Here is a 24,217-nt window from a genome sequence, read left to right on the forward strand (position 1 = left end):
GGCCGCACCTTACTACGCGCCGCCGGTCAGGAAGAAATCAGGTTTCCGACAGGTTGCGGTCCTTTCGGGAGGCTCGCCGACAGCTCAGCCTTGCGCGCCAGCAGGAGGCTGAAATCATGACAGCGGTCTTGGAACGCGACACGTCGAGGCGATCGAACCCATCCGATCGATCCTTCTTCCTGGCGATGAGCACGGCCATCACGATCACCGTCGTCGCGGGCTTCGGGATCGACATCGCCCGGCCGCAGATCGCCTTCGCGAGCGCGCCGCTCTATGTCCATGTCCATGGCACCGTCTTCATGCTGTGGATCCTCTTCTATCTCGTCCAGAACATCCTGGTGACGCGCGGCTCGATCGCGTCGCACCGCGCGCTGGGAATCTTCGGGGTCGTCCTGACGGCGGCGATGCTGGTCCTGGGGGTCGTCACGACCGTCCTGGCGGTCAAGCTTCATCGCGTGCCGCCTTTCTTTCCACCGAGCGTCTTCCTCGTCGTCGATGTGACGGCGGTGCTGATCTTCGCCGGCTTGACCTATGCGGCCGTCGTCCTTCGCCGTGACGCGGCCTGGCACAAGCGGCTGATGCTGTGCGGAACCATCATGGTCATGTCGCCCGCCCTCGGCCGGCTGTTGCCGCTGCCGCTGCTGGGCCCCTGGTCGACCTGGGCGGTGAGCGGCGGCCTGCTGGTCTACGTCGTTGTCGCCATGCTCTACGACAAGGCCGCCCGTGGGCGGGTCCATCCAGCCTATGCCTGGGGGGCGGGATCCATCGTTCTGGCCCAACTGTTGATCGCGGGCCTGTCTTTCACCCCGCCGATCCTGGCGGTCGCCGGCTGGCTGCAGAAAACCTGAGCACGCGCGGCGCCACGTCCGACGCAATGCGGGCGTCCGGTTTCCGGAGCCGCCCGCAAGGTCCGTTTGTAGCGCGACGCGGTCCCAGGCTTTCACGCCAAGGCAGACTTCGTGAACCGCCGGGCAGGGTGGATTCCGGTCGTCAGCGTGAACGGTGGTTCAGGTCGTCTCCGCGCCCAAACCGGCCATGAGCCGCCGGTCGGGAGGCGGAAGGGAACGGCGGCGCCTCACAGATGTCGCACCACTTCAGGCGGCGACATCCAGTTGTCATGAAGCCCATCGGAGTAGCGGACTGGAAGGCTGGCCAATTCCTGCGGCGCGACATTGTCCAGGGCGGCGATGTTGATCGAGACGTAGTCGCCGCCCAACACCTCCAAATGCCCACGCCCGAAGCAGCGCACGCCGCAGGTTCGGCAAAACAGGTGATGGTTGGAGAAGCTGCCGAACTGATAGTCGGACAGTTCATCCTCGCCGCTCAGCAGCCGGAAATCCGCAGGTTTGGCGAGCGTGCCCCAAGCGCGGTTCTTGGCGCAAATCGAGCAGTTGCACTTGCCTGTTCCGGCTTGCAGGTCCAGGTCCGCCTCGAACGTCACCTTACGGCAATGGCAGCTGCCGCTGTAAGTCTGCTTCATGGTTTGGTCCTCCGACGGTTACGATGCTGGGCCGTTCCGATTGGCGGCGACCGCTTGCGCGACGCCCGGCCATGTGACAACATGTTGTCATGGTCGAAGGGATAAAACAACGACAACATGTTGTCAATGGGCCTGCGTGGCGGCCGCGCACGGCTGAGGGAGACGCCTTGTCAGGACTGGCGATCGGCGTGCTTCGGGTGGCCGGCTATCTGACCCAGGCGGGCGACGCCCTGTCCAAGCCGTTCGGTCAGACCAGCGCGCGATGGCAGGTGCTGGCCGCGGCGGCCAATGCGCCGCTCTCCGTCGCCCAGATCGCCCGGGTTCTGGGTCTGAGCCGCCAGGCGGTTCAGCGACTGGCCGACCTGCTCGAGGCCGATGGCCTGGCCCGTTACGAGGACAACCCGGCCCATCAGCGCGCAAAACTGCTGACGCTCACCCCCGCTGGCGAAAAGACCCTGGCGGACATCCAGGCCAAACAGGCGGTCTGGGCCAACGCCCTTGGCGCGCGCATCGGCGAAGCGGACCTGCTGCAGGCGCAGCGGATTGTCCAGCGCGTGTTGGAGGTGCTCGAGGCTCATCCCGTGGCCGATGTCTAGAGCGGCGCGCGGCGGCGGCGATACGCTTGGACAACGCGCCTTGGCCCGGGCGACGCTGGAGCGGCAATGGCTGTTGCGACGTCACGACATGTCTGTCGCCGCCGCCTTGGAGCATCTGGTCGGTCTGCAGGCCCAGGCGACCGATCAGCCTTATTTCGGTCTTTGGACGCGGCTCGCCAACTTCGCCTTTCAGGACCTGGACCGCCTCGTCCTGCAAAAGGACGTTGTCCGTTGCGCGCTGTTGCGCAGCACGCTTCACCTGGTCACCAGCCGCGACGCTCTCAGGCTGCGGCCGGTCTTGCAGCCGGTGCAGGATCGCGCCCTCGCAGCCGCCCACGGGCCTCGCCTGGCTGGACTGAATCTGGCCGAGGTGGCGGCCGCGACCAGAGAAATCCTGGCCGAACGGCCGCTGACCTACCAGGAACTGGGCGAGCGCCTGCGCATGCGCTGGCCCGACCGCGGCGGCGACGTGCTGGCCAACGCCGCCCGAAATGTCGAGGCCCTGGTCCAGGCCCCGCCAGCCTTGTGGGGAGGCGGCGCCCGCGTCCGGGTGACGCTTATGTCCGAATGGCTGGATGAGCCCCTCGGCGACGAGGTCGAGCCGGGGCCGCTGGTGATGCGCTATCTGGCGGCCTTCGGCCCCGCCAGCGTCGCCGATATCCGCGCCTGGTCGGGCCTCGCCGGGATTTCGGAAGTGGTCGAGGCCTTGAGGCCGAGACTGCGTGTGTTCAAGAACGAGGCCGGGGTTGAGCTGTTCGACTTGCCGCACGCCCCAAGACCGGAGCCGGACACGCCGGCGCCGGTTCGCCTGCTGGGCGGATTCGACGGCCTGATCCTGGGTTTCGCCGATCGCAGCCGGTTCCTCGATGACGCGCACCGCCGTCATATCGCCACCGTCAACGGCATCTTCCATCCGCTGATCCTGATCGACGGCCGCGTCGCCGGCGTCTGGAAGCTCATCGTCGCAAAGCGCGCCGCCAGCGTCGAACTCACGCCCTTCGCCCCCTTGCAGGCGAACCATCGGTCCGACCTGGTCCGGGAGGCCGAAGCCCTGCTGGCCGCCGCCGCGCCCGATCGACCAGACCGCGACGTGCGGCTCAAGCCGGCGCAATGAAGGGCCGTGGGCCGTCGACGCCGATCGCCGGCGCGCCTCGGCCCTCCTCGCGGTCCCAGGCTTTCACGCCAAGGCAGGCCTCGTGAACCGCCGGGCGGCGTGGAAAGCGACATTTTCGACCGATCGGCATGCGGACAGGGGCGGCCGGCGCCGCGCCCGCAGGCGCCTCTTGCAAGCCGCCAGCCTTCGCGATAATACTGAACCAAATGGTTCAGTATGAAACGGCCCGCATCGACGCCTCGTTCGCCGCGCTCTCGGATGCCACCCGGCGCGGCGTCCTGGAGCAGCTCGGACGCGCGGACGCTTCGATCACGGAGCTGGCCGACAAGTTCCACATGACCCTCACGGGCATGAAGAAGCACGTCCACGTCCTGGAGCAGGCCGGGCTCGTCGCCACGGAAAAGGTCGGCCGCGTAAGGACCTGCAAGCTCGGCCCGCGCCAGCTGGCGGAAGAGACGGCGTGGATCGAGGCCTACCGCCAGCTTTGGGCCGCGCGCTTCGACGCGTTGGACGAGATCGTCGAGGAATTGAAACAGAAGGAAGAGGTCGATGGGCGCAAAGGTCGAGAGTGATCCCGCCTCCGGCAAGAACCGCACGGCGGCGGAACGGACGACCGACCGGGAGGTCGTCGTCACGCGGACCTTCGACGCGCCGGCGCGCATCGTATTCGAGGCCTGGACCAGGCCCGAGCTGCTCAAGCGGTGGTGGGCGCCGAAGTCCTACGGAATGTCCTTCGTTTCCTGCGAGGCCGATGTTCGCGCGGGGGGCGCCTACCGTTTCGTGTTCAGCCACCCGGACTTCGAGCAGCCCATGGCGTTCTTCGGCCGGTACGTCGAGGTGACGCCGCCCTCCCGCCTCGTCTGGACCAACGAGGAAGCCGGCGAAGGCGGGCAGGTCACCACGGTGACCTTCGAGGAAAGGGGCGGCCAGACGCTCGTCGTCGTTCACGAGCTCTACCCTTCGAAAGAAGCTCTCGACGACGCTGTCGCCTCCGGCGCTTCGAGCGGGTTCGGCGACGAGATGTTCGACCAATTGGACGAGCTTCTCGCCACCCCCGGCGCGAGCGTGGGCCGCTAAGGCGGGCGGCCGCGTCGAAAGCGGACGCCCGCAAGGGCCGCCACGGGATCGATCCCGCCCGTTCAGCCGCCGCGAAGGTCCGAAGTCGAGTTTTGGCCAACTTTCGAGCGCAGGCATGCCTGCCAGATCGACGGCGAACCGGATTTCCGGACTGTGGGTCGCACTCAAGGCGTCAGCCGTGCCGGCGCTTTGCGATGTGCTCGATGAGCTGCTGCAGTTGTTCAGGGGAAACGTCCCGGGCGAGCGCGACGTAGTGGTCCATGATAGCCGGCCGGTAGCGAACCGCCATCATCTGTCCTGGAGCGAGCCGGGTTAATTGGGTGATGGTCAGGCTCTCGTCTGCGATCCCTCGGAAGGCGCCGGCGTCGGCTGTCTCCACATCAAGCATCAGAACGACGCGGGGGTTGCTGTTCACTTCTCGCCAATCCACGAGGGCGCCGACCGCCAGTACGCCGACGCGCAGCTCCGCGTTGCGTTTCCGAGCCTCTTTGCTCAGCAAGGGATTCGGCGCCACGCCAGGGAAGTCGGGCCCGACGCCGAGTGATTCTCGAGACAAGTCCGGTCTCAGCTGACCCATTAGGTCGGCAATCGTCTTTTTGTTACCGAACATTTGCCTCTCCCGTCCTCTCGGCCGTCGGCTGACAATCTCGATCAACTCACCGTTTGGGCTATGCGAACCAGAGACGGAAATCCGCTACTGTGGCAGACCCTGCCGGGCCGACCCAGATCCGATTGATGTCGCCGGGGTCCTCGGGGTCGAAGAGCACCGCCGCGAGATCGCCGGACTTCGGCAGCTCGGCCCGTTTCCACTGGCCTGTCTTGCGCACCCAGCGATCGACGCCGGCGGTATCGGTGAATTTCACTGTGACCACGCCAATCAGCCCGCCCGATTCCGGTCCGATCTCGGGGATGTCGGTGATGATACCGGGGACAACCTGGCCCGACACGACGAGTGAGGCGAGAACCTCACGGCGAGCCCGTTGACGGCTGCGCTTGCGGGCGCCCAGCACGACGGCGAGGAGAGCCAGCGCCGTAAGAGCGATCGGCACGAGTGACAACACGATGTTCGGGTCGTTGAGGACAGACCATCCCCACCATGCACCTATCGCAAATCCAGCGAACAACACGGTCCCCGGTCCCACCACCGGGAACGATGCCAATTTGCCCGTGTAGCGGCGCGCGCCGCCCGTGCTCAGAAAAAAGCCGAGGATGATCGCCGGCAGGCCGACGATCTGCATGAAGATCGCCGCTGGCGGTTCATCGCCGTGCCCGGCGAACTCGGCGAATCCGTAGATGGAACGGAGTTCGAGCACGCCTCCGAGGAAAATAACCACCAGCCCGATTGCGAGCATGAGCGCGGAAGACCGTGAGGCTCGATCGAGAGTTTCGCGATGCCGTCGCGCCTCAATCGGATCGACGGTGCTGATCGTTCCTTCGCTTTTCAAATGCCGATGCTCCGTCGCAACAAGACACCCGTAAACCTGCCCTTAGGCCCTTCATCGTCGCCGAGCCGTGGACGATAGTCTTTCGCCCGGGGCGACGGCCTACGCCTTCAACCGCACGCCGGGGCCGCCGTCGGCGTCTGGTCCGATGAAGATGACGCCGCCGTCCTCTAGGGTGCGCTGGACTTTGTCCAGGGTCCGCGAGTGCATGTCGCCCTTGCCGGATTCGAACCGTTGAACAGTGGATGGCGCAACATCGGCCGCCGCCGCCAGCTCCCTCACGCCAAGGCCCAGCGCAGTTCTGGCCAACTTCATTTGCAACGGCGTGATTATCGACACAGAAACAGCGCTCTCGCATACAGTGTGTTGACAATGTCGGTTCAGCGTGCGCATTCTTGAGCACATAGAATCCGAATCCACCCGATCCTAGCACGGATCGGACCGAGCGCTTGCGCCGGGAGCCCCGCCGTCCGCCGCTCCGTCCTGCGCCTCATCCGCGCCGCCGCCGGCGACGACTAGCCCGCGCGGCGACGTGGGCGGGGGAAGGGGGCGGGCCCGCGAGTTTTTGCCGCACCGGGCAAGGATTGCCGGGGCTCGCGGGCGGCGGCCTCGCGCCAATGACGCATAGGGCCCGGCCGCCATTCTGGCGTGCATTTTGCAAAGCCGCCCCCGCACCCTCAGCGTGAGAGAGCGATTGCGATGACCATCCTGCCTTCCGGATCTCCGATCGGCTACGGCGCCGGTCTTGGCCACGCCGCCGCCGGCGGCGTCCGTCCCGCGCCCGCCGCCGCCGCCGGCGTCGATGCGGCCGCCGGCGCCGATTCCGCCACGGGGGCCGACGCGGCCTCGGGCGGGTCGAGCGCCCAGAACGACTTCATGAAATACGCCAAGCAGACCCTGGCCCAGCGCATGCGCGCGGCCATGCTGCAACGGCTCGGCGTCACCGAGGACCAGTTGAAGGCCATGAGCAGCGAGCAGCGCAAGGCGGTCGAGAACCAGGTCCGCGAGATGATCAAGACGGAGGTCGAGAAGGAGACCTCCAGGAAGAAGACCGGGGTCATCGCCGACCTGCGCGTCTGAGCCGTCGTCAACCCTGTTGACCGGCGGCGCGGACGGCCTCAGCCTCAACCCGTGGACGACCTGCGTCGGCCCGCCTTAAGCCGGCCGTCGCCGGAACCGTGGGCGCGGCGACGCATTCTAAGGTGCGCGGCAAGCGGAGGGCTACGCGATGCACGGAGTGGGTTGGTTCGCGGCGATCATCATCGGCGGTCTCGCCGGGTGGATCGCCGGCATGGTGTTGAACAAGCACCACAATATCTTCATCAACATCATCGTCGGCCTGGTCGGCGCCTTGATCGGCAAGTGGCTGCTGGGCCTGGTGGGCGTGGCCTATTCCGGCTGGCTGCCCAGTCTGGGCGTGGCCATCGTCGGCGCGGCGATCCTGCTGTTCGTGCTGGGGCTGTTCGGCCGAAAATCCGACTGACGCCCGTATCGGCGGGGACGGGGCCGGGAAACCGGCCCCGTCTCGCGAAGGCCCGTCCCCTTAACGGTTGCTGAGGACAGACGGCGCATAGTGGGCGCATGTCGACGCCCGCCCGAATTCCAGCTGAAAACCTGACTGGGGCGCGTCTGGCCGTCCGGCTGGCGGCGCTGGCGCTGCTGACCGGATTGCTGGTCAGCGTCAGCCTGGCCGCGCCCCGCGACCTGGGCCGGGTGGCGCCGATCTGGCCGGCCAACGCCGTGGTGCTGATCTGCGTCCTGCGCGCGCCCGGCCGCTGGCGGGCCTTCCTGGCGGCCGGCTTCCTCGGCAACCTGGCCGGCGACCTGATGGCCCGCGACGACTTCGCCATCGCCTTCGGCCTGTCGCTGTGCAACGCGCTGGAGGTCGCCGTCTGCGCCTGGCTGTTGCGCTCGCGGCTGGGCGGGCGGCTGGACGTGCGCCAGCCCGAGCACCTGAAGACCTTGCGCAACGCCGCCCTGGCCTGCGCCGCCGGCTCGGCCCTGCTGGCCTCGATCTATCTCGGCCTGCTCGACGGGCCCAATTTCCTGGTCAACTTCGCGGTCTGGGCCCTGGCCGACGCCCTGGGCCTGATGATGCTGACGCCGGCCATATGGGTGCTGCTGGGCCTGCGCGCCCACCTGCGCGAGCGCCCGCTGACGGCGGACGGGGCCAAGGCCCTGGCCTTCTTCGCCGTCGTCTGCGTCGGCGTCTTCATGCAGGACCGCTATCCGCTGCTGTTCCTGATTCCCGTGGCGATGCTGATGGTCGGGGTGACGCAGGAGGCGCTGGGCGCGGCCGTGGCGGCGCTGTTCAGCGCCGCGGCCGCCATCGGCTTCACCTTCGCCGGACACGGCCCGTTCATGCTGATCCATGGCGGCTGGTCCGAGCGGCTGATCCTGATGCAGCTGTTCGTGGTCATCACCTCGGCCCTGGGCTTCCAGGCCGGCGCCATCCACGCCCAGCGCCGGCGCGCCCAGGCCAAGGCCGAACTGAGCGCGGCGCGGGCGCGCGAGGCCGAGCGCCGCATGGCCGAAAGCGAGGGGCTCTACCGGCTGCTGGCCGAGAACGCCACCGACGCCATCGCCCGCACGAGGCTGGACAGCGAACTGCTCTACCTGTCGCCGGCGGCCTTCTCCCTGTCCGGCTACCGGCCGGACGAACTGGTGGGCCGCCGCGCGCTCGACCTCATGCATCCCGAGGACCAGGCGCGGGTCCGGCAGGCCTATCAGCGGCTGATCGCCTCGAAGGGCGCCGCCGGGCCGTTGCGGGTGGAATACCGCCTGCGCCGCAAGGACGGCGGCTATGTCTGGATCGAGGCCTCGCCGCGGCTGGTGGTCGACGCGGCCGGCGAGCCGGTCGAATTCGTCGACGTCGGCCGCGACGTCAGCGTGCGCAAGGCCGCCGAGGCCGAACTGCGCCAGGCGCGGGCCGCCGCCGAGGCCGCCGCCGGGGCCAAGGCCGAGTTCCTGGCCAATATGAGCCACGAGCTGCGCACGCCGCTGACCAGCATCGTCGGCTTCACCCGGCTGGCGATCGGCCAGCCCGGCCTGCCCGAGGCGGCCCGCCGCTGCGTCGAAAAGGTGGAGGACGCCAGCCGCGCCCTGCTGTGCGCCGTCAACGACATCCTCGACTTCTCCAAGCTCGAGGCGGGGCAGGTGACCATCTCGCCGGTCCCGACGGCGCTGCGGCCGCTGTGCCAGTCGGCGCTCGACCTGTTCCTGCCCCAGGCCGGGGCCAAGGACCTGGCCCTGACGCTGGATTTCCGCGCGCCCGCCGACCTGGTGGTGAGGATCGACCCCGACCGGGTCCGCCAGATCCTGCTCAACCTGCTCGGCAACGCGGTGAAGTTCACCGCGGACGGCGGCGTCGCGCTGCGGGTCGAGCACGACGCCGGCGGCGGGCGGCTGCACGTGGCCGTCACCGACACCGGTCCCGGCGTGCCGCGCGAGCGGCGCGACCAGCTGTTCCAGCGTTTCGCCCAGGTCGACGGCGACCTGGCGCGCGCCCATGGCGGCACGGGGCTGGGCCTGGCCATCTGCCGGGGCCTGGCCGAGGCCATGGGCGGCGGCGTCGGCATGGTCAGCCCGCCCGGGGGCGGCAGCACCTTCTGGTTCGAGATCGCCGCCCCGGTCACCGCCGAGACGCCGGCCGACGCCGCGCCGGAAGCGCCGGGCGGGGCGACCGGCGGCCTGCGCGTGCTGGTGGTCGACGACCATCGCGCCAACCGCGAGCTGGCCCGGCTGTTCCTCGGGGCCGCCGGCGCCGAGGTGTCCGAGGCCGAGGGCGGCCCCGACGCCCTGGCCCAGGCGGACGCCGTCGTGTTCGACGTCATCCTCATGGACCTGCGCATGCCCGGCATGAGCGGCGCGCAGGCCCTGGCCGCCCTTCGTCAGGGCGACGGGCCCAACCGCGCCACGCCGGTGCTGGCGTTCAGCGCCGACGCCGTGGCCCTGCACGCCGAGCTGCTGGACGCCGGCTTCGCCGAGGTGGTGGCCAAGCCGCTGGAGCCCCAGGCCCTGATCCAGGCCGTCTCGCGCGCGGTCGCCGTCGCCCCCGCGCCGCCGGAAGGCCTCGCCGATGTCGGCTAGACCCGGGCTCCGGCCCTTGGCCGCGCCGTCACCGCTCGACCAGCACGCCGGCGAAGTCGATCACGCACATGGCCCCCTGGGTGCGGTGCGGCCCGCAGCCGACGCCGGCCCGCTGGTAGGCCGGGTTGAGGATGTTCTTGCGATGGCCCCGGCTCTGGACGCCGCTGTCGATGACCAGCTGGGCGACCACCGCGCGGGGGTTGTCGTAGCCGTAGGAGATGTCCTCGGCCGTGAGGCCGGCCCAGACGCCCTGGCGGCGCAGGCGCTGGCCCAGGGTCTCGCCGCCGGCCCCGACGTGGCCGACGCCGCCGCGGGCGGACTGCTGCGCCGCGTGGCCCTCGGCGGCGGCGTCCAGCCGGTCGTCGCGCAGCAGCGGCGGCAGGGGCGGCTGCCGCGACAGGGCCGCGATCGCCTCCTCGACGGCTTCGGCGTCCTGGCCGGGCAGGCCGCCGGCGTCGCGGCGGAGCTCCCGCGCATAGTCGCCGGGATGGGCGCGGACGAAGTTCAGCGTCTCGAACACGTCGTCCTCGAGGGCGCCGGCGGCGGCGGGCGCGGCGGCCAGCAGCAGAAGACAGAACGCCAGACCGGCGGAGCCTGGGCGCGTGACTGAGATAGGCATGAGTTCACAGACCTGCGGGAACGCCGCCCCCCTGAGCCGCATAGCACGGCTGTTCGACTGGCGGGGGGTTTCGGCGACGGCGCGTGGTCGCGGGGCGGACACGGCCGCCGAGCCGGCGTCGCCGGCCGGCCGCGCCGCCGGGCCGGACATCCTGCGGGCGGCGGCCGTGCTGCTGGTCATGGCCTGGCACCTGCCGAAGGCGGCGCGGGCCGGTCCGCTGGCGATGCTCCAGCCCTATGGCTGGCTGGGCGTCGATGTCTTCTTCGTGCTCAGCGGCTACCTGATCGGCCGCCAGCTTCTGGCGGCGGCGGCGAGGGACGGCGGAATCGACCTGCCCGACTTCTACCGCCGCCGGGCCCTGCGCATCCTTCCCGCCTATCTCGTGGTGCTCGCGGCCTATGCGGCGTTGCCGTTCGTCCATGAGGCGCGGGGCATGGCGCCGCTCTGGCGGTTTCTGACCTTCACCATGAACTTCGGCCTGGACTACGGGCGGGCCGGAACCTTCACCTCGGCCTGGTCGCTGTGCGTCGAGGAGCATTTCTACCTCGTCCTGCCGCTGTTGGTCCTGGCCCTGCGTCGCAGCCGCGACGCGCGGCCGGCGCTGGCTGTCGCCGCCGCGGTCCTGATCGGCGGGGCGCTGCTCCGGGCGGGCCTCTATCACCTGCTGGACGGCCCCCACGGCCCGGCCGGCCCCGCGTTCATCCGCGAGATCTACTACCCGACCTATTGTCGCCTCGACGGACTGTCGTTCGGCGTGCTGCTGGCGGCCCTGCGGCTGTTCCGGCCGCAGGCGGCCGCGCGGTGGCTGCCGCCGGGGCGGGCGGCGGCGGCGGGCGCGGCGGTCCTGACCTTCGCCGTGCTGCTGATCGGCGGCCAGGGAGCGGTGCTGAGCGGGCCGGCCGCCGTCCTGGGCTATCCGCTGTTCAGCCTCGGCTGCGCCCTGTGCCTGTCGGCCAGCCTGGACGTCGACGCGACGTTGCGGCGCTTCACCCCCGCCCTGGTCGGCTTGATCGCCACGCTGTCCTACAGCCTCTATCTGACCCACAAGCTGGTCTGGGCGGCGATGCGCAATCTCGGCCTGGGCGCGGGGCTGCATGGCTGGACCGGCGCCCTGGCCTATTTCGCCGTCGCCTTCGCGGCGGCCTTCCTGTTGTGGGCGGCGGTCGAGCGCCCGGTCCTGCGGCTGCGGGATCGCGCCGATTCCTGAACCGGGTTGGCGTTTTCGCCGCGATTCGACCGTGTCCTGAATACCCGCCTCCCGGCTTTTCGACGCCTGTCGGGGCTGTTCATGCGACCCCGGCGTTTTGTTTTGCGTCGATCCGGCACAATATCCTTCACACGTCGGGGTGGCGTGACCGCCAGAACCTGCGCTATGCCCGGCTATGGACGGTTCTGCGTCGTCCCGCGCATTGTCGCGGCGCCATCATCAGTTTGCGGCCGAGAGCTTCGGGGTGACTATGCTGATAGAGGAGGTCGAGGGTTGCGCTGACGTCGCCGCGCCGCCGGCCAACATCGGTCACGCCCTGCCCAGCCAGCGCCCGGCGCGCCTCGTCGACACCACCATGCTCTACGCGCCCGCCAGCGGCGGCGTGAAACGATACCTGTCGGCCAAGCGTCGCTGGCTGGTGCGGCACCGGCCGCTGGTCAAGCACAGCCTGGTCCTGCCCGGCGCGCGCAACCGCGACGGCCAGGAGTTGAGCCTGATCCAGGCCGCCGCCCTGCCCTTCGGCCGCGGCTATCGCTGGCCGATGAGCGCCCGCGCCTGGACCGACCGGCTGATTCGCTGCGCGCCCTCGTTGATCGAGGCGGAGGACCCCTACGTGCCGGGCCTGGCCGCCCTGCGCGCCGGACAGGCCCTGGGCGTGCCGGTGGTCGGCTTCTGCCACAGCGACGTCGCCGCCCTGGCGCCGGGACGCAACGACGGCTGGGCGGCCAAGACCGCGCGCCGCCTGTGGGCGCGCCGCTGCGCCCGCTTCGACGCCGTGCTGGCGCCCAGCGAATACCTGGCCGACATCCTTCGCGACGCCGGCGTGCACAAGGCCCAGGCCATGCCCCTGGGCGTCGACGTCGACGTCTTCAATCCCGCCGCCGCCGACCGGGCGAAGCTATGCAAGACCCTGGGCGTGCCCGAGAGCGACCGGCTGCTGGTGTTCGCCGGCCGGCCGGCCCTGGAAAAGCGCATCGACGTGCTGATCGAGGCGGTCGAGCGCCTGGGCGAGGGCTACCGGCTGGTGCTGATCGGGGCCGGGGCCGGGGCGGGCGTTCCCCGCTCGGACCGGGTGATCTCCCTGCCGTTCCAGCAGGATTCGGCCAAGCTGGCCCGGCTGTTCGCCAGCTGCGACGCGCTGGTCCACGCCAACCCCTATGAGAGCCTCGGGCTGGTGGTGCTGGAGGCCATGGCCTGCGGCCTGCCGGTGGTCGGGGTGGCCGCGGGCGGGGTGGGCGAGACGGTCGACGAAACCTTCGGCCAGCTGGCCGATCGGCCGACCTCCCAGGCGATGGCCGAGGCGATCGAGGCCCTGTTCCGCCGCGACGTCCACGCCCTGGGCCAGCAGGCCCGCCGCCGCGCGGTCGAGCGGTACGCCTGGGACGCCGTGTTCGAGCGGCTGACGGGGCTCTATCACGACCTGACCCGCAATGTGGCCTTCGTCACCCCACGGCCCTGAGATGCGGGATCGGCGATGACGGTCGTCCACCTGCTGGGCCATTACGACGACGAGTACGGGGCCCTGCCGCTGATCTGGTCGTTCGCGCGGGCGGGCAGGGACCAGCGGTTCTTCTATCTGACCGAACCCGATCGCGGCGCGGCCGGTTCGACGCGACGGGCCGAGACCGAGGCCCTGCTGCGCGACGCCGGCGTCCGGGCCGAGGCTGTCGTCCACGTCGGCCGCGACCGCGCCATCCCCGATCGCCAGCTGTTCCGCCGCCTCGACGCGGCCTGGTCGGCGATCGGCCAGGCCCTGGAGGGCGCGGCGCCGGTCGAGCAGGTGGTGACGCCGGCCTGGGAAGGCGGCCATGTCGACCACGACATGTGCGCCGTGCTGGCGACGGCGCTGGCCGCCGCCCATGGCGGCCCGCCGCCGATCCAGTTCGGGCTCTATAACGGCCTGGGCTGGGCCGGTCCGCTGTTCGGCGCGGCGCTGCTGACCGAGAACGGCCCGGCGGAGACGCTGCCGGTGTCGGCCGGGGACTGGTGGCGCTATGCGACGGCGGTGCGCTTCTTTCCGTCGCAGGCCCCGGTGTGGTCGACCCTGTGGCCGCACATGTTCGCCCGTTTCGCCATGCGGGGCTTCTGCTTCCAGAGGCTGGCGCCCGGCCGGACGGGCGAGCGGCCGCATCCCGGCCCGCTGCTGTATGAGCGGCGGGGCTACGCCGACCACCGGGCCCTGCGCGAAGCCGCCGACGTCTTCCTGGCCGGGCGGGCGGCGCCGACGGTCTAGGACGGCTCCAGATCGGCCGGTGCGGGATCGCGGTCGGCTGCGGCGCCTTCGCCGGGCGTCTTGGCCGGCGGCCCCAGCCAGCCGAAGGCCAGCACCAGCGCGCCCAGCGCCAGCGGCAACAGATAGTAGATCGCCCGGTAGCCGAGGAACGCGGCCGCCAGCCCGGCCCTGTCGAGGTCGGGCAGCAGTTGCAGCAGGGCGCCTTCGAACACGCCCGCGCCGCCCGGCACGCCCGAGCCCAGGCCGACCAGATAGGCGCCGGTATAGGCGATGACGAACTGCAGGTAGCCGGCCCCGGGCGGCAGCAGCAGCCAGATGATCGCCACCGCCAGGGCCATGTCGACCACGCCGAGGCCGAGCTGCAGCAGGGCGTCGCCGACGGTGGGCAGCGGAATGCGTTTCGAGAACAGCACCAGCGGCTTGCGGAACGTGGCGCAGGCCAGGATGTAGGCGCCGACGGCGGCCAGGATGGCGGCGCCGGCGACATGGGCGCCGAAGGCCACCGGCGAGCGGACCGCGCCGGTCACCAGGCCGAGCCCGGTCAGGCTGCCGAGGCCGAGTATGAACGACACGCCCTGATAAAGCGTGGCGCTGGTCACCTGCATCAGACCGACCTGGCGGCGGGCGTAGACCCGGGCGCGGACGGCGGCCGAGACCAGCAGGTTGGCGCCGAGGGCGTGGCCGAAGGCGTTGGCGACGAACGAGCCGGTCAGGGCCTCGCCCAGCGGCACGCGCGCGCCGGTCCAGCGCAGGGCGCGCCATTCGACCAGCCCGACCAGGGCGAAGCTGGCCACGCAGCAGAACAGGGCGAGCGCCAGGCGGCCGGCGCCCCATCCCTCGATGAAGCCGAGCAGGTCGGTGACGGAGATCTTGTGGAACTGGCGCCACAACACCCAGCCGGCGGCGACGATCAGCGCCACGGGCAATACGCGCAGGGCTGTCCGTTTCAGGACCGACAGGTCGCGCGCGCGCCTCGGCGCGGGGCTTGGCTCCAAGGAAGGGACTCCCGGCAGGACGAACGCCGGCGGCGTCCGCATCCTCCCTTCCCTGACCGGTTCGCGCGCGCTAGGCAAGCGGCCGTCAGAGCGCGGCGTCGGCCTTCCGGCGCCAGACCTGGGTGCGGCAGAAGGGGCCGACGCAGCCCTTGACGTGAAGAACCTGGCCCGAGACCAGCGTGAGGGTGGCGGTCTGGGCGGCGTCGCCGGTGGCGGGGTCGTAGGCCTTGCCCCCCGCCCAGGTCTTGGGGCCGCCGCGGAAGCCCTGGAGCACCAGCAGGCCCTTCAGCGGACGGCCGCGCAGGGCGTGGTCCTTGTTGCGGATGTCGGTCAGGCCCGGCTGGCCGCGCAGGGGGCCGGCGTCGACCACGCGGGCGCAGACCCCGCCGCCGCAGTCGAAGATCTCGACCACGCCGCCGTCGGTCGGCGTGGTCCAGAGCCCGTCCAGTTCGGAAGCCTGCGCGGCGACCGCGACGCAGGAAAAGGCGGCCGCCGCCGCGATCGTCCTCAGCATCTTCAGGCCGCCTGTCCGGCCGGCGCGTAGCCGAGGTCGCGCTCGGCTTCGGCGAGCAGCTCGCGGTCGTCATGGTCCCACGGGTGGAAGCCGGGGCGGTAATAGGTGAAGTAGTCGGCCATCACCCGCCGCAGCAGGCCGGGCGAGACGATGAGGAAGCCGAACAACTGCAGCCAGGAGGACGGCCGGTTGGCGCCGTCCTGGCGGAACAGGTCGGCGATGTTGGCGCCGATGGCCCGGAACAGCAGCACGGTGGCCATGATCATCGCGCGGCAGCGCAGCCGCCAGCGTTGCAGCGGCGTCCAGTCGGCGGTGGCGGCGGTGAGCACGTCGAAGGCGACGGCCTTGTGCTCGATCTCCTCCATGGCGTGCCAGCGCCACAGGTCGCGGGCCTCGGCCGGGGCCCCGGCCAGGTAGCGGGGATCGGCCAGCAGCTCGTGGGCCAGGATGGCCGTGAAGTGCTCCAGCGCGCAGGTGCCGGCCAGCTGTTCGATCGGCTCGCGCTTGCGGGCGAAGTCGATCATCCGCTTGGCGCGCTCGATCAGGGGCTCGATGTCGTAGCCGCTGCGTTCGGCCATCTGGTTGAAGGCGACATGTTCGCGGCTGTGCACGGCTTCCTGGTGCAGGAAGGCGGCGACCTGCTCGCGCAGGGACGAGGTCGCCACATGGGCGTAGCGGCGCACCGCGTCCATGAAGAAACGCTCGCCGTGCGGAAAGGTCGCCGACAGGGCGTTGAACACCGCCGTGGCGGCGAGGTCGCCGCCCACCCACCAATGAGGATGGTCCTCGGCGGGGCGGAACTTCGCGTCGCGGGGGCGGATCGTCAGATCGGTCGGGGTCTTGGTCTGGTCGCTCATGCGGGCCTCCATCCATCCGTTACGACGAGATAGCTCAATATTGACATTGATGTCAATGTAAATATTGGCGGGGATGACGCCGTCGTGAACTTCGATGTAAATATCCGGGGTCGGCGCGTTCGCGGGGCCGGCGCGGGGGGTTGCGACAGCGATGGCGAACGAGGATCTGGGCCCGGCCAAGCGCCGCAAGCGCACGCCCGAGGCGGCGCGCCTGGAGGCGCTGGCCGCGGCGCGGGCCCTGTTGCTGGAGGGCGGCCCGAACGCGGTGACGCTGAAGGCGGTCGGCGAGGCCATCGGCATGAGCCACGCCAACGTCATCCACCATTTCGGCTCGGCGGCGGGGCTGCAGTCGGCGCTGATGGGGGCGATGGTGCGCGACCTAGCCGACGCCCTGACCGAGGCCGTCGATCATGTGCGCTCGGACGACGCGGCGTTCCGCCGGCTGGTCGACATGGTGTTCGACGCCTTCTCGCAGGGCGGGGCGGGCTATCTGGCCGCCTGGATCGCCCTGTCGGGGGACCTCTCGCAGCTCGACCCCGTGCGCGAGACGGTGCGCAGCCTGGTCCTGGCCATCAAGGACAAGTTCGCCGACCTGGCCGACGACGAGACGGCGGTGGAGCGGATCACCTCGGTGGTGCTGTTCATCGCCCTGTCGGCGTTCGGCGACGCGGTGATCGGCGCGCCGCTGCGGGGCATGCTGGGCCGCGCGCCCGACGCCACCCGGGCGATCGTCGCCCAGCTGCTGCCCAGCTTCCTGGTCTGAGAAGAAAAGCCGGCGCGGCGGAGGCCGCCGCGCCGTGAGTCACCGGGAAGAAAGCTAGAAGGTCTTGCTGACCGACACCCCGATCAGACGCGGATCGAGGGTGAAGACGTTGGTGGTCAGGCCGGTGTCGTCGCTGTTGGTGAACGAGTCGGTGATCGGCGTCTTGTCGAACAGGTTCTTGGCGTAGACCTGGAAGACCAGGCCCGCCTGCGGCCGGGCGACGGTCAGCGACAGGTTGGCGTTGTTCCAGCTCTTCAGGCGGTCGTACGAGGTGTTGTAGACCCGGGCGTAGCTGCTGCTCTGCTGGTAGAAGTCGCCGCGCAGCACCGCGTTCCAGCCGGCCGGCAGGTCCCAGGTGTACTGGGCGCCGATGTTGAAGGTCCAGTGCGGCGAGTTGGGCAGCTCGTTGCCGCCGACGTCGGCGTAGAAGCCCGCCCCGCCGTTGGGCGCCTGGGTGGCCGGATCGTAGTGGATACCGGTGATAAGCGAAGGAACGCTGGTCGGGTCCTTATAGTTGCCCAGATAGCTGCCGCCGCACAGGGCGGTCAGCAGGACGGGCGCGGTGTCGCCAAAGGTCAGAATCTTCGAGACGAGACTGGTCGGCGCGATGCAGTTCGAGGCCAGCTGCAGCCAGGGCCGGACGAGGGTCCAGTCCGGGTTGCCCTGGGTGCGGTTCATCAGGTCGATGGACTTGGAGCCGCTGGCCAGTTCGGTGTTGAGATAGCCGAGGTTGGCGTTGATCTGCAGGTTGCGAGTCGGTCGCCACACCGATTCCAACTCGACGCCCCACATGGTGGCGTCGAAGTTCTCGTTGGCGGCGGTGCGGTCGACGATCTTGGACACCTGGTAGTCGGTGTAGTCGTAATAGAAGGCCGAGGCGTTGAGGGTCAGGGCCCCGTGCATCAGGGTGTTCTTGGTCCCGACCTCGAAGGCGTTGATGAACTCCGGCCGGAAGGTGGTCGGCTGCGGCGCGAAGTTCAGCACCTGGGGATTGGAGCCGATGCCCGGCGGGTTGGCGCCGCCGCCCTTGTAGCCGCGCGAATAGAAGGCGTAGACCAGGGTCTGGTCGGTGAACGACAGCTGCGGCTTCCAGTCGACGCCCAGGCGGCCGGTGAATTCGCCCCAGCTCTGCTTGATGTCGGGCAGGGTGGGATAGCCGCTGCTGACATAGCCGCCGGCGACCGGGCCCGGCGCCAGCAGCAGCTGGCTGGGGGTCGGGGTGAAGCGCTTGTGGTCGTCGGTATAGCGTAGGCCCGCGGTGATCTTCACGTCATTGGCCAGTTGCCAATAGACCTCGCCGAACACCGCCGTCGAATTGACGACATAGGGGTTGGCGCTGCGGAAATAGTTATGGCCCTGGCCATTGATCTTGTTGATCGGGTTGGGGTCTACATAGACGCAGCTTTCCGTCGGCGTGGTCGGGCAGGGTACGCCAGGGTCGGCGCCGCCATTAAGGAAGCTCTGGGCGATGGCCGAGGCGATGTTGAACATCACATAATAGTCTTCCTTGGTCTCGTAGCGCAGATAGTTGGCGCCGACGCTGAAATTCACCGGGCCGTCGAAGGACGACTGCAGGCGGAACTCCTGAGACCATTGCTTGCTGCGGGCCTGGTTGACGTCCATGCCGACGATGGTGCTGGACGGACCAAGTTGCGGATCGGTGTATATGCCGCCCGGCGTGATGCCAGGATTGGTGAGCGGCGTGCCAAAGAGATCGTATAGCCCGCTCGAATTATTGAACACAGGTTGAGTGTTGAATCTATTATAATCTTGAGAGGAGTAATATCTGTCTTGCGTATACAGTGTTTGCGAGAACAGTTTTAAACTATTAGTGAGATCAAAATCCAAATTAAGTTGATAGACGTCGTTCTTCGCCCTGAATCGTGGATCGAATTTCGATGCGATCGTGCGAAGATCAGGCGACTGCATCTGATTTCCGTAAGGATCTACGCCTGGCCTAAGCAGTGGCACTTGGTTGCCGAGCGCATCAAAGCCGAGCACTGCTACGGATTGAGCAGCAATTACCAGAGGAAGACTATTGCCATTGGGCGTACCGTAGGAGGCGGTGTTGAATAGCGATCCTGGAAGACAGCCCTGGCTCAGTATCCCGCGGATCTGATTCGTGGTCGCGTTTGGATCGGCGGAGAACGGAAAGGCGGCGGCGTTGATCTGCCCGAAGCCGGCGATGGAGCTCGGTCCCGGATCGCGCGTGCAGAGTTGCTTGCCGGTCCGTGAGCGGTTGTCGTTTTCGTTGAAATGCTCCCAGACGAAATTGGCCCGGAAGCGGTCGACCGGCTTCCATTGCAGGCTGACCCGGCCGGACCACAGGTCGCGGCCGTTGACGTCGTTGCCGGTGATGGTGTTGTGGTCGAAGCCGTTGCGCTGGGTCGAGGCGCCGGCGATGCGCATGGCGAACGTGTCGCCCAGCGGCACGTTGACGAAGCCGCTCAGGCGGCGGGTGTCGTAATTGCCGACCTCGGCCTTGAGCTGGCCTTCGAAATTGTCGGTCGGCTTGGCGGTGATGACGTTGACCACGCCGCCGGTGGCGTTGCGGCCATAGAGGGTGCCCTGCGGCCCGCGCAGCACCTCCACCCGCTCGATGTCGAAATATTCCTGCTCGAACAGGCGGTTGCGGATCATCGGCGTGTTGTTGAAGCTGATGGCCACCGCCGGGTCGGTGGTCACCGACACCGCCTTGGTGCCGACGCCGCGGATCTGCAGGTTGTAGCTGCTGAAATTGTTCTTGGAGAAGGTGACGTTGGGAATGGCCTTGAGCAGGTCGGGGCCGCCCTCGATCTTCTGCTGGTCCAGGGCCTTGCCGGTGAACGCCGAGATGGCGATCGGCACGCTCTGGATGCGCTCTTCCTTCTTCTGCGCTGTGACGATCAGCTCATCGACCGCCGCCGCGCCCGTCGCCTGGCCCTGGGCCGGCGGGGCCGCGGCGGCGAACTGGGGGGAAGCGGGCCGGCCCTCCGCGCTGATCTTGGTCACCACGAAGACGTTGCCGTCGCGCTTGTACTTCAGGCCGGTGCCGTTCAGCAGGGCCTTGAGCGCGGTCTCGGGGCTGGCCGAGGCGGCGTAGCCGCGCGTACGCTTGCCCGCCGTCAGGTCGGTGTCGGCCAGGATGGTCACGCCGCTCTGATCGCCGAAGGCGCGCAGGGCGCGGTCCAGCGGCTGGGCCGGAATGTTATAAGCGTTGTCGGCAGCGTGGGCGGCCGATCCGAACGCGGTCAAAGCCAGCAACGCCGCGCCGCACAGCAGGCGGGCGTCAAGACGAGCACCGAAACCCATGACTGGTTTCCTCCTATTGGTCCGGGATTTATCCCGTTTTCTTTGCGGAGGGCCTCGCCCTCTCGTTTTGTCAGACGTCGCGCCGTCGAAGGCGGGGGGATGGCGATGGAAAGATTTTTGAAAGGATGTCGGACGGCTTTGTCGGAACGCGACATCAACCTGCTTCCGACGGTGCAATTCGCCGTCGAAGCAAACGCGATCAGCAATATAACGAATGTATTCTCAGCTTATCGGCTAAGGCAGAAGAATAACACCAGGGAATGTCAATTTGGCGCCGATGTTGCAATCGGGAGCAAGCAATTGATTTGTGAAGCTCGCGATCGATGGGGAACCATTCTGCCAACTTACGCTCAGTGTGCCTGGTCCACAATCACCGATCGGGGTGTTGATGGCAAAACCCGAGATGAATACATGCGTCGTATCTGGCGCTGTCATAGTCCAGGGTAAACTAGCCGCCATAATGGTCGGGCATATTCCCAGCATGCCACCAGAAAATATGGCTGAGGTGATACTCGCACTGCTTCCATCGACGTTTATCTTTCCATTGACTGTCATCGTACAGCTTATCGATGACCCACCCTTAACCAGAGTAAAGGGGCCACTGCCCGTGAACGGGGCGTTGCGTGGAGAAAGTGTCGCGGCGGATGCACTGGCGGCGTAAGCGATGGACGAGACGGCGGCCAGACAGGCGATCTTGTAAGCCCTCATGACGGTTTCCTCGCTTCATTGCGAGATGGCGGACGCCACCTCTAAGAGAATAGACGCGCCGCGTTTGCAATCGGGGGGTGAGCGAACCGGGCCATCCGTGATGGTGGTGGCTAAAGAAGAAGCCCCCGACGGCGGCTTGCGCCATCGGGGGCCGAAGTTGGCGACAGAACTCTACGCGGCCTCGTGACCCGGCGGCCCGTTCGTCGCGATTGGATTCAGGACTCGCTGATCAGGGAACCAGCGTGAGGCCCGGGACATTCAGCTTGCCGCTGACCGAGCAGCTGCCGGACAGCGGTTGGTTCACGAAAGTCAGGACTGACGGCGAGCCGTTGGCCCAGCCGGCGGTCAGGTTGGTGGGGCCGCAGTTGCCGATCGGCGTGGTGACGGCCACGTTAGCGACAGTGACCGAGGTCGTGCTCGGAGCTGTAATGGTCCACGGCACGGTCGAGGTCACAAGGGCGCAGAAGCCGAGCGGGTCGCCAGAGAACGTGGCGCTGGTGACGGTGGCGAACGTGCCGCTCGCATCGACGGTGCCGGTGAAGACCGCGTTACAGTTGAGTTTGACGCCGTTCTTGATCAGCTGGGTGGTGCCCGTGGCGGTGAACGATCCGCCGGCCGGCGTCACCGTGGCGGCGGAAGCAGCGCTGGCGAAGGCCACGGACGCGGCGGCCGCCAGGCAGAGAACTTGCAGAGCCTTCATGACGATTTCCTCTTGTGTTTGACGTGGGCTGTTTTCGCCCTTCAGGGGGTGCGAAACACCCCACACGGGAATAGACGCCCCTTGCGCGCGGGGAGGGGGGATCGCCCCGACGTTTTTTTGCGCGGGCTGGGGGTCAGGGCGCGATGCTGAGCGCGGGCGTCGTGGGAAGGATCATGGAGATGGTGCAGTCGCCGAGCGGCTGATTGACCGCGGTGAATCTCGATAGGGTGTTGTCCCAGGAGCCGCTGACCGAGCCTGTGCAGGTAAGGGGGGCCGCAACGATGCTCATGCCGGAGATCGTCATGGCGGTTGGTGATGTCGGGGTGGCGGTCCAGGGCAGGCCGCTTGTGCTCCATACCGCACAGATGCTTCCGCCCGAGAAGGCGGCGCTGTTGATGGTGGCGTGCGAGCCGTCGGCGGCGACAACCCCGGCCACGGTGAGCGTGCAGCCCAGGACGCCGGTTCCGATGTGGGCCGAAAGGGCCCCCCTGGCGGTGAAGTTCGTTCCCGTCGGGGAGATGGTCGCCGCCGAGGCGGCGCCGGCCAGGGCCGCGCAGGCGGCGGCGAGGCACAGGACGTTCGAGGTCTTCATGGCGTCTTTCCCTGTCATGCGCGGGGCGACGTCGCGGCTCGGGCTGAACCGCGCGGCCCCGTCCAGATAGACGCGCCGCCGCCTTCGCCAGGGGGAGGTGAGGACAGCTTTTCGGGGATTTTCTCTGGAATTACCGGATGGGTTGCGTGATCGCGCGAGGCGCAGCGATCGTGGGGCGGCGGCGGGTCGCGGCCCGGGCCGGCGATCGGCCTATCTCTGGACGGACAGCTCGATGCGGTCGTCGGTGATCGCGGTGATGCGGGCCAGGTGGTACATCTCGACCGCCTTGGCGAAGCTCTCGGTGTCGCCGGCGCGGAACACCCCGACGATGTGCTTGTCGGGGATGCGGCCGCCGCGGAACACCACCTTGCGCACCGAATAGCGGTTCACCTCGTCGACGGCGTGGGAGAGCGGCTCGTGGAAAAAGTTCAGCCGGCCGTTCAGCCAGCCCATCTCCTTTTGCAGGTCGACCTCGGTCAGCGACCAGTCGCGCGCGTCGCCGGCCACCAGCTGTCCGCCGGCGGACATGTCGGTGCGCCGGGCGGTCCGCGTCCCGGCGGCGGGCTGTTCGACCCGCACCTTGCCCTCGACCAGGGTGACGGTGATCTCGCCCGGGTCGCGCCGCACGTCGAAGGCGGTGCCGGTGGCGCGGACGGTCTTGTCGCCGACGGCGACGATGAACGGCCGGTTCGGGTCCTTGGCCACCTTGAAATAGGCGCGGCCCTTGTCGAGGAACACCAGCCGCTGGCTCGGCGTCTCGCGCAGGCGCAGGGCCGAGTCGGTGTCGAGGGTGACCAGCGAGCCGTCGGGCAGGGTGAGCAGGGCGCTCTGGCCGATATTGGTGCTGAACGCCTGCATCGGCCGCTCCGGCGGCGGGGCGGGCGGTCGCGGCGTCAAGAGGCCCGAAGTGAACAGGGTCCAGCCGGCCGTCACCGCCAGCACCAGCCCCGCCGCCGCTGAGCAGGCCGTGCGCAGGTGCGAGGGCCGGTCGAAGGCGGCGGCGTCGTGCTCGCGCGCGGCCATGATCTCGGGGTCCTGGGCCACCCCGGCCAGCAGCTCCCAGTGCTGCTCCAGCCGGCGATAGGCGTCGCGGTTGGCGGCGTCGCGCTCGAACCACACCTGGAAGGCGCGCAGGTCATAGGCCGACATGTCGCCCGAGCGCCTCTGGCTCAGCCAGTAGGCGGCCTGGGAGCGGGGGTCGAGGCAGTCGCTGAACCGCAGGGCGCTCATCGATCCTGCTCCAGCTGTTCGGCGATCCGGACGATGGCCCGATGCATGAGCTCCTTCACCGACTCCTTGGAGATGCCCATCCGCTTGGCGATGGCTCCATACGTCATGTTCTCGAATCGGTGAAACTGGAATGCGGCGCGTGCGCGCGGCGGCAGGTTGAGGATGGCCTGGATGGCGCGGGCGTAGTCCTGCCGCGCGGCGGTGATGCGCTCGGGCGACAGCTCGTCGGACAGGTCGGCGGCGTTCTCCAGGCCGCCGCCCTGCGGCCAGCCGCGGGCGGCCTCGGCCCGGTGGCGGCTGACCAGCACGTGGCGGGCGACGGTGAACAGATAGCCCTCGACGTTCTCGATCGGCTCGCGCAGCTGGGCCGAGTGCAGCCGCACGAACACGTCCTGCACCAGATCGTCGACGTCGGACGGGTTGGCCCGGCGCTTGAAGAAGCGGCGCAGGCCGGGCCCATAGGCCGACATCCAGGCGGTCAGGTCGCGGGTCGCGCCTGGGGGCGGCGTGGCCTCCAAGGCTTGATCCGACACATTGGCCATCGGGCGCCCCTTCGGGACAGAGTCATCCATCGTCGGGCGCCTTCCCGTTCGCGTCGCGGGCCAGGACGGGCGTCCTTAACCTTGTAGACGCATGAAAACGCAGATGAGGGGGGCTGCGACGAAACGCGCAGCCCGGATGATCGTCCCGCGCCCGTCCCGTCACGCCGG

26 protein-coding genes are annotated in these 24,217 nt (G+C 68.8%); 12 read left to right on the forward strand and 14 right to left on the reverse strand.

Going from position 1 to position 24,217, the window contains the following annotated elements; translation table 11 throughout:
• Positions 1–128: 128 nt before the first annotated feature.
• The gene (locus C5708_RS06540) at positions 129–848 is read left to right on the forward strand and encodes a hypothetical protein (RefSeq protein WP_242919121.1); all 720 of its coding nucleotides are present in this window, start codon (positions 129–131) and stop codon (positions 846–848) included.
• A 227-nt stretch (positions 849–1,075) separates the two neighbouring features.
• Here C5708_RS06540 and C5708_RS06545 read toward each other — a convergent pair whose 3' ends face one another.
• The gene (locus C5708_RS06545) at positions 1,076–1,480 is read right to left on the reverse strand and encodes a GFA family protein (protein WP_242919123.1); all 405 of its coding nucleotides are present in this window, start codon (positions 1,478–1,480) and stop codon (positions 1,076–1,078) included.
• Positions 1,481–1,647: 167 nt separating this feature from the next.
• Between C5708_RS06545 and C5708_RS06550 the strand changes: the two genes are divergently transcribed.
• The 4 genes from C5708_RS06550 (at position 1,648) to C5708_RS06565 (ending at position 4,267) form a co-directional block, all read left to right on the forward strand.
• Positions 1,648–2,076 carry a MarR family transcriptional regulator gene (locus C5708_RS06550; RefSeq protein ID WP_242919124.1) on the forward strand — a complete coding sequence of 143 codons (429 nt, stop codon included), beginning with the start codon at positions 1,648–1,650 and terminating at the stop codon, positions 2,074–2,076.
• Between the two features lie 88 nt (positions 2,077–2,164).
• Entirely contained in the window at positions 2,165–3,190 is a 1,026-nt protein-coding gene (locus C5708_RS06555) for a winged helix DNA-binding domain-containing protein (RefSeq protein WP_242919126.1), read from the forward strand.
• Between the two features lie 206 nt (positions 3,191–3,396).
• The gene (locus C5708_RS06560; protein WP_242919656.1) at positions 3,397–3,762 is read left to right on the forward strand and encodes a metalloregulator ArsR/SmtB family transcription factor; all 366 of its coding nucleotides are present in this window, start codon (positions 3,397–3,399) and stop codon (positions 3,760–3,762) included.
• A complete protein-coding gene (locus C5708_RS06565) occupies positions 3,740–4,267 on the forward strand; it encodes an SRPBCC family protein (protein ID WP_242919128.1) in 528 nt (175 codons plus the stop codon). Before C5708_RS06560 ends, C5708_RS06565 begins: the two co-directional genes overlap by 23 nt.
• Positions 4,268–4,439: 172 nt before the next feature.
• On the opposite strand, the gene C5708_RS06570 is transcribed toward C5708_RS06565, so the two are convergent.
• The 3 genes from C5708_RS06570 to C5708_RS06580 form a co-directional block, all read right to left on the reverse strand.
• On the reverse strand, positions 4,440–4,877 hold the full coding sequence (locus tag C5708_RS06570) for a hypothetical protein (RefSeq protein WP_242919130.1): 438 nt from the start codon (positions 4,875–4,877) through the stop codon (positions 4,440–4,442).
• Positions 4,878–4,935: 58 nt separating this feature from the next.
• Complete coding sequence (locus tag C5708_RS06575) at positions 4,936–5,712, reverse strand: hypothetical protein (protein WP_242919132.1); 777 nt, start codon at positions 5,710–5,712, stop codon at positions 4,936–4,938.
• 99 nt (positions 5,713–5,811) lie between these two features.
• A complete protein-coding gene (locus C5708_RS06580) occupies positions 5,812–6,102 on the reverse strand; it encodes a helix-turn-helix transcriptional regulator (protein ID WP_242919134.1) in 291 nt (96 codons plus the stop codon).
• Between the two features lie 306 nt (positions 6,103–6,408).
• Here C5708_RS06580 and C5708_RS06585 point away from each other — a divergent pair, with 306 nt between their 5' ends.
• From C5708_RS06585 to C5708_RS06595, 3 genes are all read left to right on the forward strand, one after another.
• A complete protein-coding gene (locus tag C5708_RS06585; RefSeq protein WP_242919136.1) occupies positions 6,409–6,789 on the forward strand; it encodes a hypothetical protein in 381 nt (126 codons plus the stop codon).
• A gap of 148 nt (positions 6,790–6,937) precedes the next feature.
• Positions 6,938–7,192, forward strand: coding sequence for a GlsB/YeaQ/YmgE family stress response membrane protein (locus tag C5708_RS06590; protein WP_242919138.1), 255 nt, complete (start codon positions 6,938–6,940; stop codon positions 7,190–7,192).
• A 98-nt stretch (positions 7,193–7,290) separates the two neighbouring features.
• Complete coding sequence (locus C5708_RS06595; RefSeq protein WP_242919140.1) at positions 7,291–9,798, forward strand: ATP-binding protein; 2,508 nt, start codon at positions 7,291–7,293, stop codon at positions 9,796–9,798.
• Positions 9,799–9,826: 28 nt separating this feature from the next.
• On the opposite strand, the gene C5708_RS06600 is transcribed toward C5708_RS06595, so the two are convergent.
• The gene (locus C5708_RS06600; protein ID WP_242919142.1) at positions 9,827–10,417 is read right to left on the reverse strand and encodes a CAP domain-containing protein; all 591 of its coding nucleotides are present in this window, start codon (positions 10,415–10,417) and stop codon (positions 9,827–9,829) included.
• Here C5708_RS06600 and C5708_RS06605 point away from each other — a divergent pair.
• The 3 genes from C5708_RS06605 (at position 10,416) to C5708_RS06615 (ending at position 13,857) form a co-directional block, all read left to right on the forward strand.
• Positions 10,416–11,624 (forward strand): acyltransferase, encoded by a 1,209-nt coding sequence (locus C5708_RS06605; protein WP_242919144.1) that lies wholly within the window; start codon positions 10,416–10,418, stop codon positions 11,622–11,624. The two genes, C5708_RS06600 and C5708_RS06605, sit on opposite strands and share 2 nt — an antisense overlap.
• Before the next feature lie 250 nt (positions 11,625–11,874).
• Positions 11,875–13,083 carry a glycosyltransferase gene (locus tag C5708_RS06610; protein ID WP_242919657.1) on the forward strand — a complete coding sequence of 403 codons (1,209 nt, stop codon included), beginning with the start codon at positions 11,875–11,877 and terminating at the stop codon, positions 13,081–13,083.
• Positions 13,084–13,098: 15 nt separating this feature from the next.
• Positions 13,099–13,857, forward strand: coding sequence for a PIG-L family deacetylase (locus tag C5708_RS06615; RefSeq protein ID WP_242919146.1), 759 nt, complete (start codon positions 13,099–13,101; stop codon positions 13,855–13,857).
• Here C5708_RS06615 and C5708_RS06620 read toward each other — a convergent pair.
• The 3 genes from C5708_RS06620 to C5708_RS06630 form a co-directional block, all read right to left on the reverse strand.
• A complete protein-coding gene (locus tag C5708_RS06620; RefSeq protein WP_242919148.1) occupies positions 13,854–14,852 on the reverse strand; it encodes a lysylphosphatidylglycerol synthase domain-containing protein in 999 nt (332 codons plus the stop codon). The two genes, C5708_RS06615 and C5708_RS06620, sit on opposite strands and share 4 nt — an antisense overlap.
• A gap of 85 nt (positions 14,853–14,937) precedes the next feature.
• Positions 14,938–15,366, reverse strand: a complete 429-nt coding sequence (locus tag C5708_RS06625) for a DUF2147 domain-containing protein (RefSeq protein ID WP_242919150.1) — start codon at positions 15,364–15,366, stop codon at positions 14,938–14,940.
• Between the two features lie 2 nt (positions 15,367–15,368).
• Positions 15,369–16,223, reverse strand: coding sequence for a metal-dependent hydrolase (locus C5708_RS06630; RefSeq protein ID WP_242919152.1), 855 nt, complete (start codon positions 16,221–16,223; stop codon positions 15,369–15,371).
• A 151-nt stretch (positions 16,224–16,374) separates the two neighbouring features.
• On the opposite strand from C5708_RS06630, the gene C5708_RS06635 reads away from it, so the two are divergent.
• A complete protein-coding gene (locus C5708_RS06635; RefSeq protein ID WP_242919154.1) occupies positions 16,375–16,986 on the forward strand; it encodes a TetR/AcrR family transcriptional regulator in 612 nt (203 codons plus the stop codon).
• 54 nt (positions 16,987–17,040) lie between these two features.
• Here the strand turns inward: C5708_RS06635 and C5708_RS06640 are convergent, their stop codons facing one another.
• The 6 genes from C5708_RS06640 to C5708_RS06665 all read right to left on the reverse strand — a co-directional run bounded on the left by C5708_RS06640 (position 17,041) and on the right by C5708_RS06665 (position 24,049).
• Positions 17,041–20,277: a TonB-dependent receptor gene (locus C5708_RS06640; protein WP_242919156.1), complete on the reverse strand. Its 3,237-nt coding sequence runs from the start codon at positions 20,275–20,277 to the stop codon at positions 17,041–17,043.
• Positions 20,278–20,511: 234 nt separating this feature from the next.
• Positions 20,512–20,985 carry a hypothetical protein gene (locus C5708_RS06645; protein WP_242919158.1) on the reverse strand — a complete coding sequence of 158 codons (474 nt, stop codon included), beginning with the start codon at positions 20,983–20,985 and terminating at the stop codon, positions 20,512–20,514.
• Positions 20,986–21,214: 229 nt separating this feature from the next.
• Positions 21,215–21,685, reverse strand: a complete 471-nt coding sequence (locus C5708_RS06650; RefSeq protein WP_242919160.1) for a hypothetical protein — start codon at positions 21,683–21,685, stop codon at positions 21,215–21,217.
• 133 nt (positions 21,686–21,818) lie between these two features.
• Positions 21,819–22,277, reverse strand: a complete 459-nt coding sequence (locus tag C5708_RS06655) for a hypothetical protein (RefSeq protein ID WP_242919162.1) — start codon at positions 22,275–22,277, stop codon at positions 21,819–21,821.
• Between the two features lie 210 nt (positions 22,278–22,487).
• Positions 22,488–23,507, reverse strand: coding sequence for a FecR domain-containing protein (locus tag C5708_RS06660; protein ID WP_242919164.1), 1,020 nt, complete (start codon positions 23,505–23,507; stop codon positions 22,488–22,490).
• Positions 23,504–24,049, reverse strand: a complete 546-nt coding sequence (locus C5708_RS06665; protein WP_242919166.1) for an RNA polymerase sigma factor — start codon at positions 24,047–24,049, stop codon at positions 23,504–23,506. The genes C5708_RS06660 and C5708_RS06665 overlap by 4 nt, the downstream gene beginning before the upstream one ends.
• Positions 24,050–24,217 lie beyond the last annotated feature (168 nt).

Origin of the sequence: Caulobacter sp. CCUG 60055, from assembly GCF_022750545.1 — a bacterium.
Classification (GTDB): Bacteria; Pseudomonadota; Alphaproteobacteria; order Caulobacterales; family Caulobacteraceae; genus PUIC01.

Excerpts from the sequence above, each read along its gene's own strand:
- C5708_RS06565 (WP_242919128.1), top strand. The coding sequence starts at position 3,740 with ATGGGCGCAAAGGTCGAGAGTGATCCCGCCTCCGGCAAGAACCGCACG.
- C5708_RS06625 (WP_242919150.1), bottom strand. The coding sequence starts at position 15,366 with ATGCTGAGGACGATCGCGGCGGCGGCCGCCTTTTCCTGCGTCGCGGTC.
- C5708_RS06615 (WP_242919146.1), top strand. The coding sequence starts at position 13,099 with ATGACGGTCGTCCACCTGCTGGGCCATTACGACGACGAGTACGGGGCC.
- C5708_RS06600 (WP_242919142.1), bottom strand. The coding sequence starts at position 10,417 with ATGCCTATCTCAGTCACGCGCCCAGGCTCCGCCGGTCTGGCGTTCTGT.
- C5708_RS06635 (WP_242919154.1), top strand. The coding sequence starts at position 16,375 with ATGGCGAACGAGGATCTGGGCCCGGCCAAGCGCCGCAAGCGCACGCCC.
- C5708_RS06660 (WP_242919164.1), bottom strand. The coding sequence starts at position 23,507 with ATGAGCGCCCTGCGGTTCAGCGACTGCCTCGACCCCCGCTCCCAGGCC.
- C5708_RS06545 (WP_242919123.1), bottom strand. The coding sequence starts at position 1,480 with ATGAAGCAGACTTACAGCGGCAGCTGCCATTGCCGTAAGGTGACGTTC.
- C5708_RS06650 (WP_242919160.1), bottom strand. The coding sequence starts at position 21,685 with ATGAAGGCTCTGCAAGTTCTCTGCCTGGCGGCCGCCGCGTCCGTGGCC.
- C5708_RS06595 (WP_242919140.1), top strand. The coding sequence starts at position 7,291 with ATGTCGACGCCCGCCCGAATTCCAGCTGAAAACCTGACTGGGGCGCGT.
- C5708_RS06665 (WP_242919166.1), bottom strand. The coding sequence starts at position 24,049 with ATGGCCAATGTGTCGGATCAAGCCTTGGAGGCCACGCCGCCCCCAGGC.
- C5708_RS06640 (WP_242919156.1), bottom strand. The coding sequence starts at position 20,277 with ATGGGTTTCGGTGCTCGTCTTGACGCCCGCCTGCTGTGCGGCGCGGCG.
- C5708_RS06570 (WP_242919130.1), bottom strand. The coding sequence starts at position 4,877 with ATGTTCGGTAACAAAAAGACGATTGCCGACCTAATGGGTCAGCTGAGA.
- C5708_RS06630 (WP_242919152.1), bottom strand. The coding sequence starts at position 16,223 with ATGAGCGACCAGACCAAGACCCCGACCGATCTGACGATCCGCCCCCGC.
- C5708_RS06585 (WP_242919136.1), top strand. The coding sequence starts at position 6,409 with ATGACCATCCTGCCTTCCGGATCTCCGATCGGCTACGGCGCCGGTCTT.
- C5708_RS06605 (WP_242919144.1), top strand. The coding sequence starts at position 10,416 with ATGAGTTCACAGACCTGCGGGAACGCCGCCCCCCTGAGCCGCATAGCA.
- C5708_RS06590 (WP_242919138.1), top strand. The coding sequence starts at position 6,938 with ATGCACGGAGTGGGTTGGTTCGCGGCGATCATCATCGGCGGTCTCGCC.
- C5708_RS06645 (WP_242919158.1), bottom strand. The coding sequence starts at position 20,985 with ATGAGGGCTTACAAGATCGCCTGTCTGGCCGCCGTCTCGTCCATCGCT.
- C5708_RS06560 (WP_242919656.1), top strand. The coding sequence starts at position 3,397 with ATGGTTCAGTATGAAACGGCCCGCATCGACGCCTCGTTCGCCGCGCTC.
- C5708_RS06610 (WP_242919657.1), top strand. The coding sequence starts at position 11,875 with ATGCTGATAGAGGAGGTCGAGGGTTGCGCTGACGTCGCCGCGCCGCCG.
- C5708_RS06655 (WP_242919162.1), bottom strand. The coding sequence starts at position 22,277 with ATGAAGACCTCGAACGTCCTGTGCCTCGCCGCCGCCTGCGCGGCCCTG.
- C5708_RS06555 (WP_242919126.1), top strand. The coding sequence starts at position 2,165 with ATGTCTGTCGCCGCCGCCTTGGAGCATCTGGTCGGTCTGCAGGCCCAG.
- C5708_RS06580 (WP_242919134.1), bottom strand. The coding sequence starts at position 6,102 with ATGCGCACGCTGAACCGACATTGTCAACACACTGTATGCGAGAGCGCT.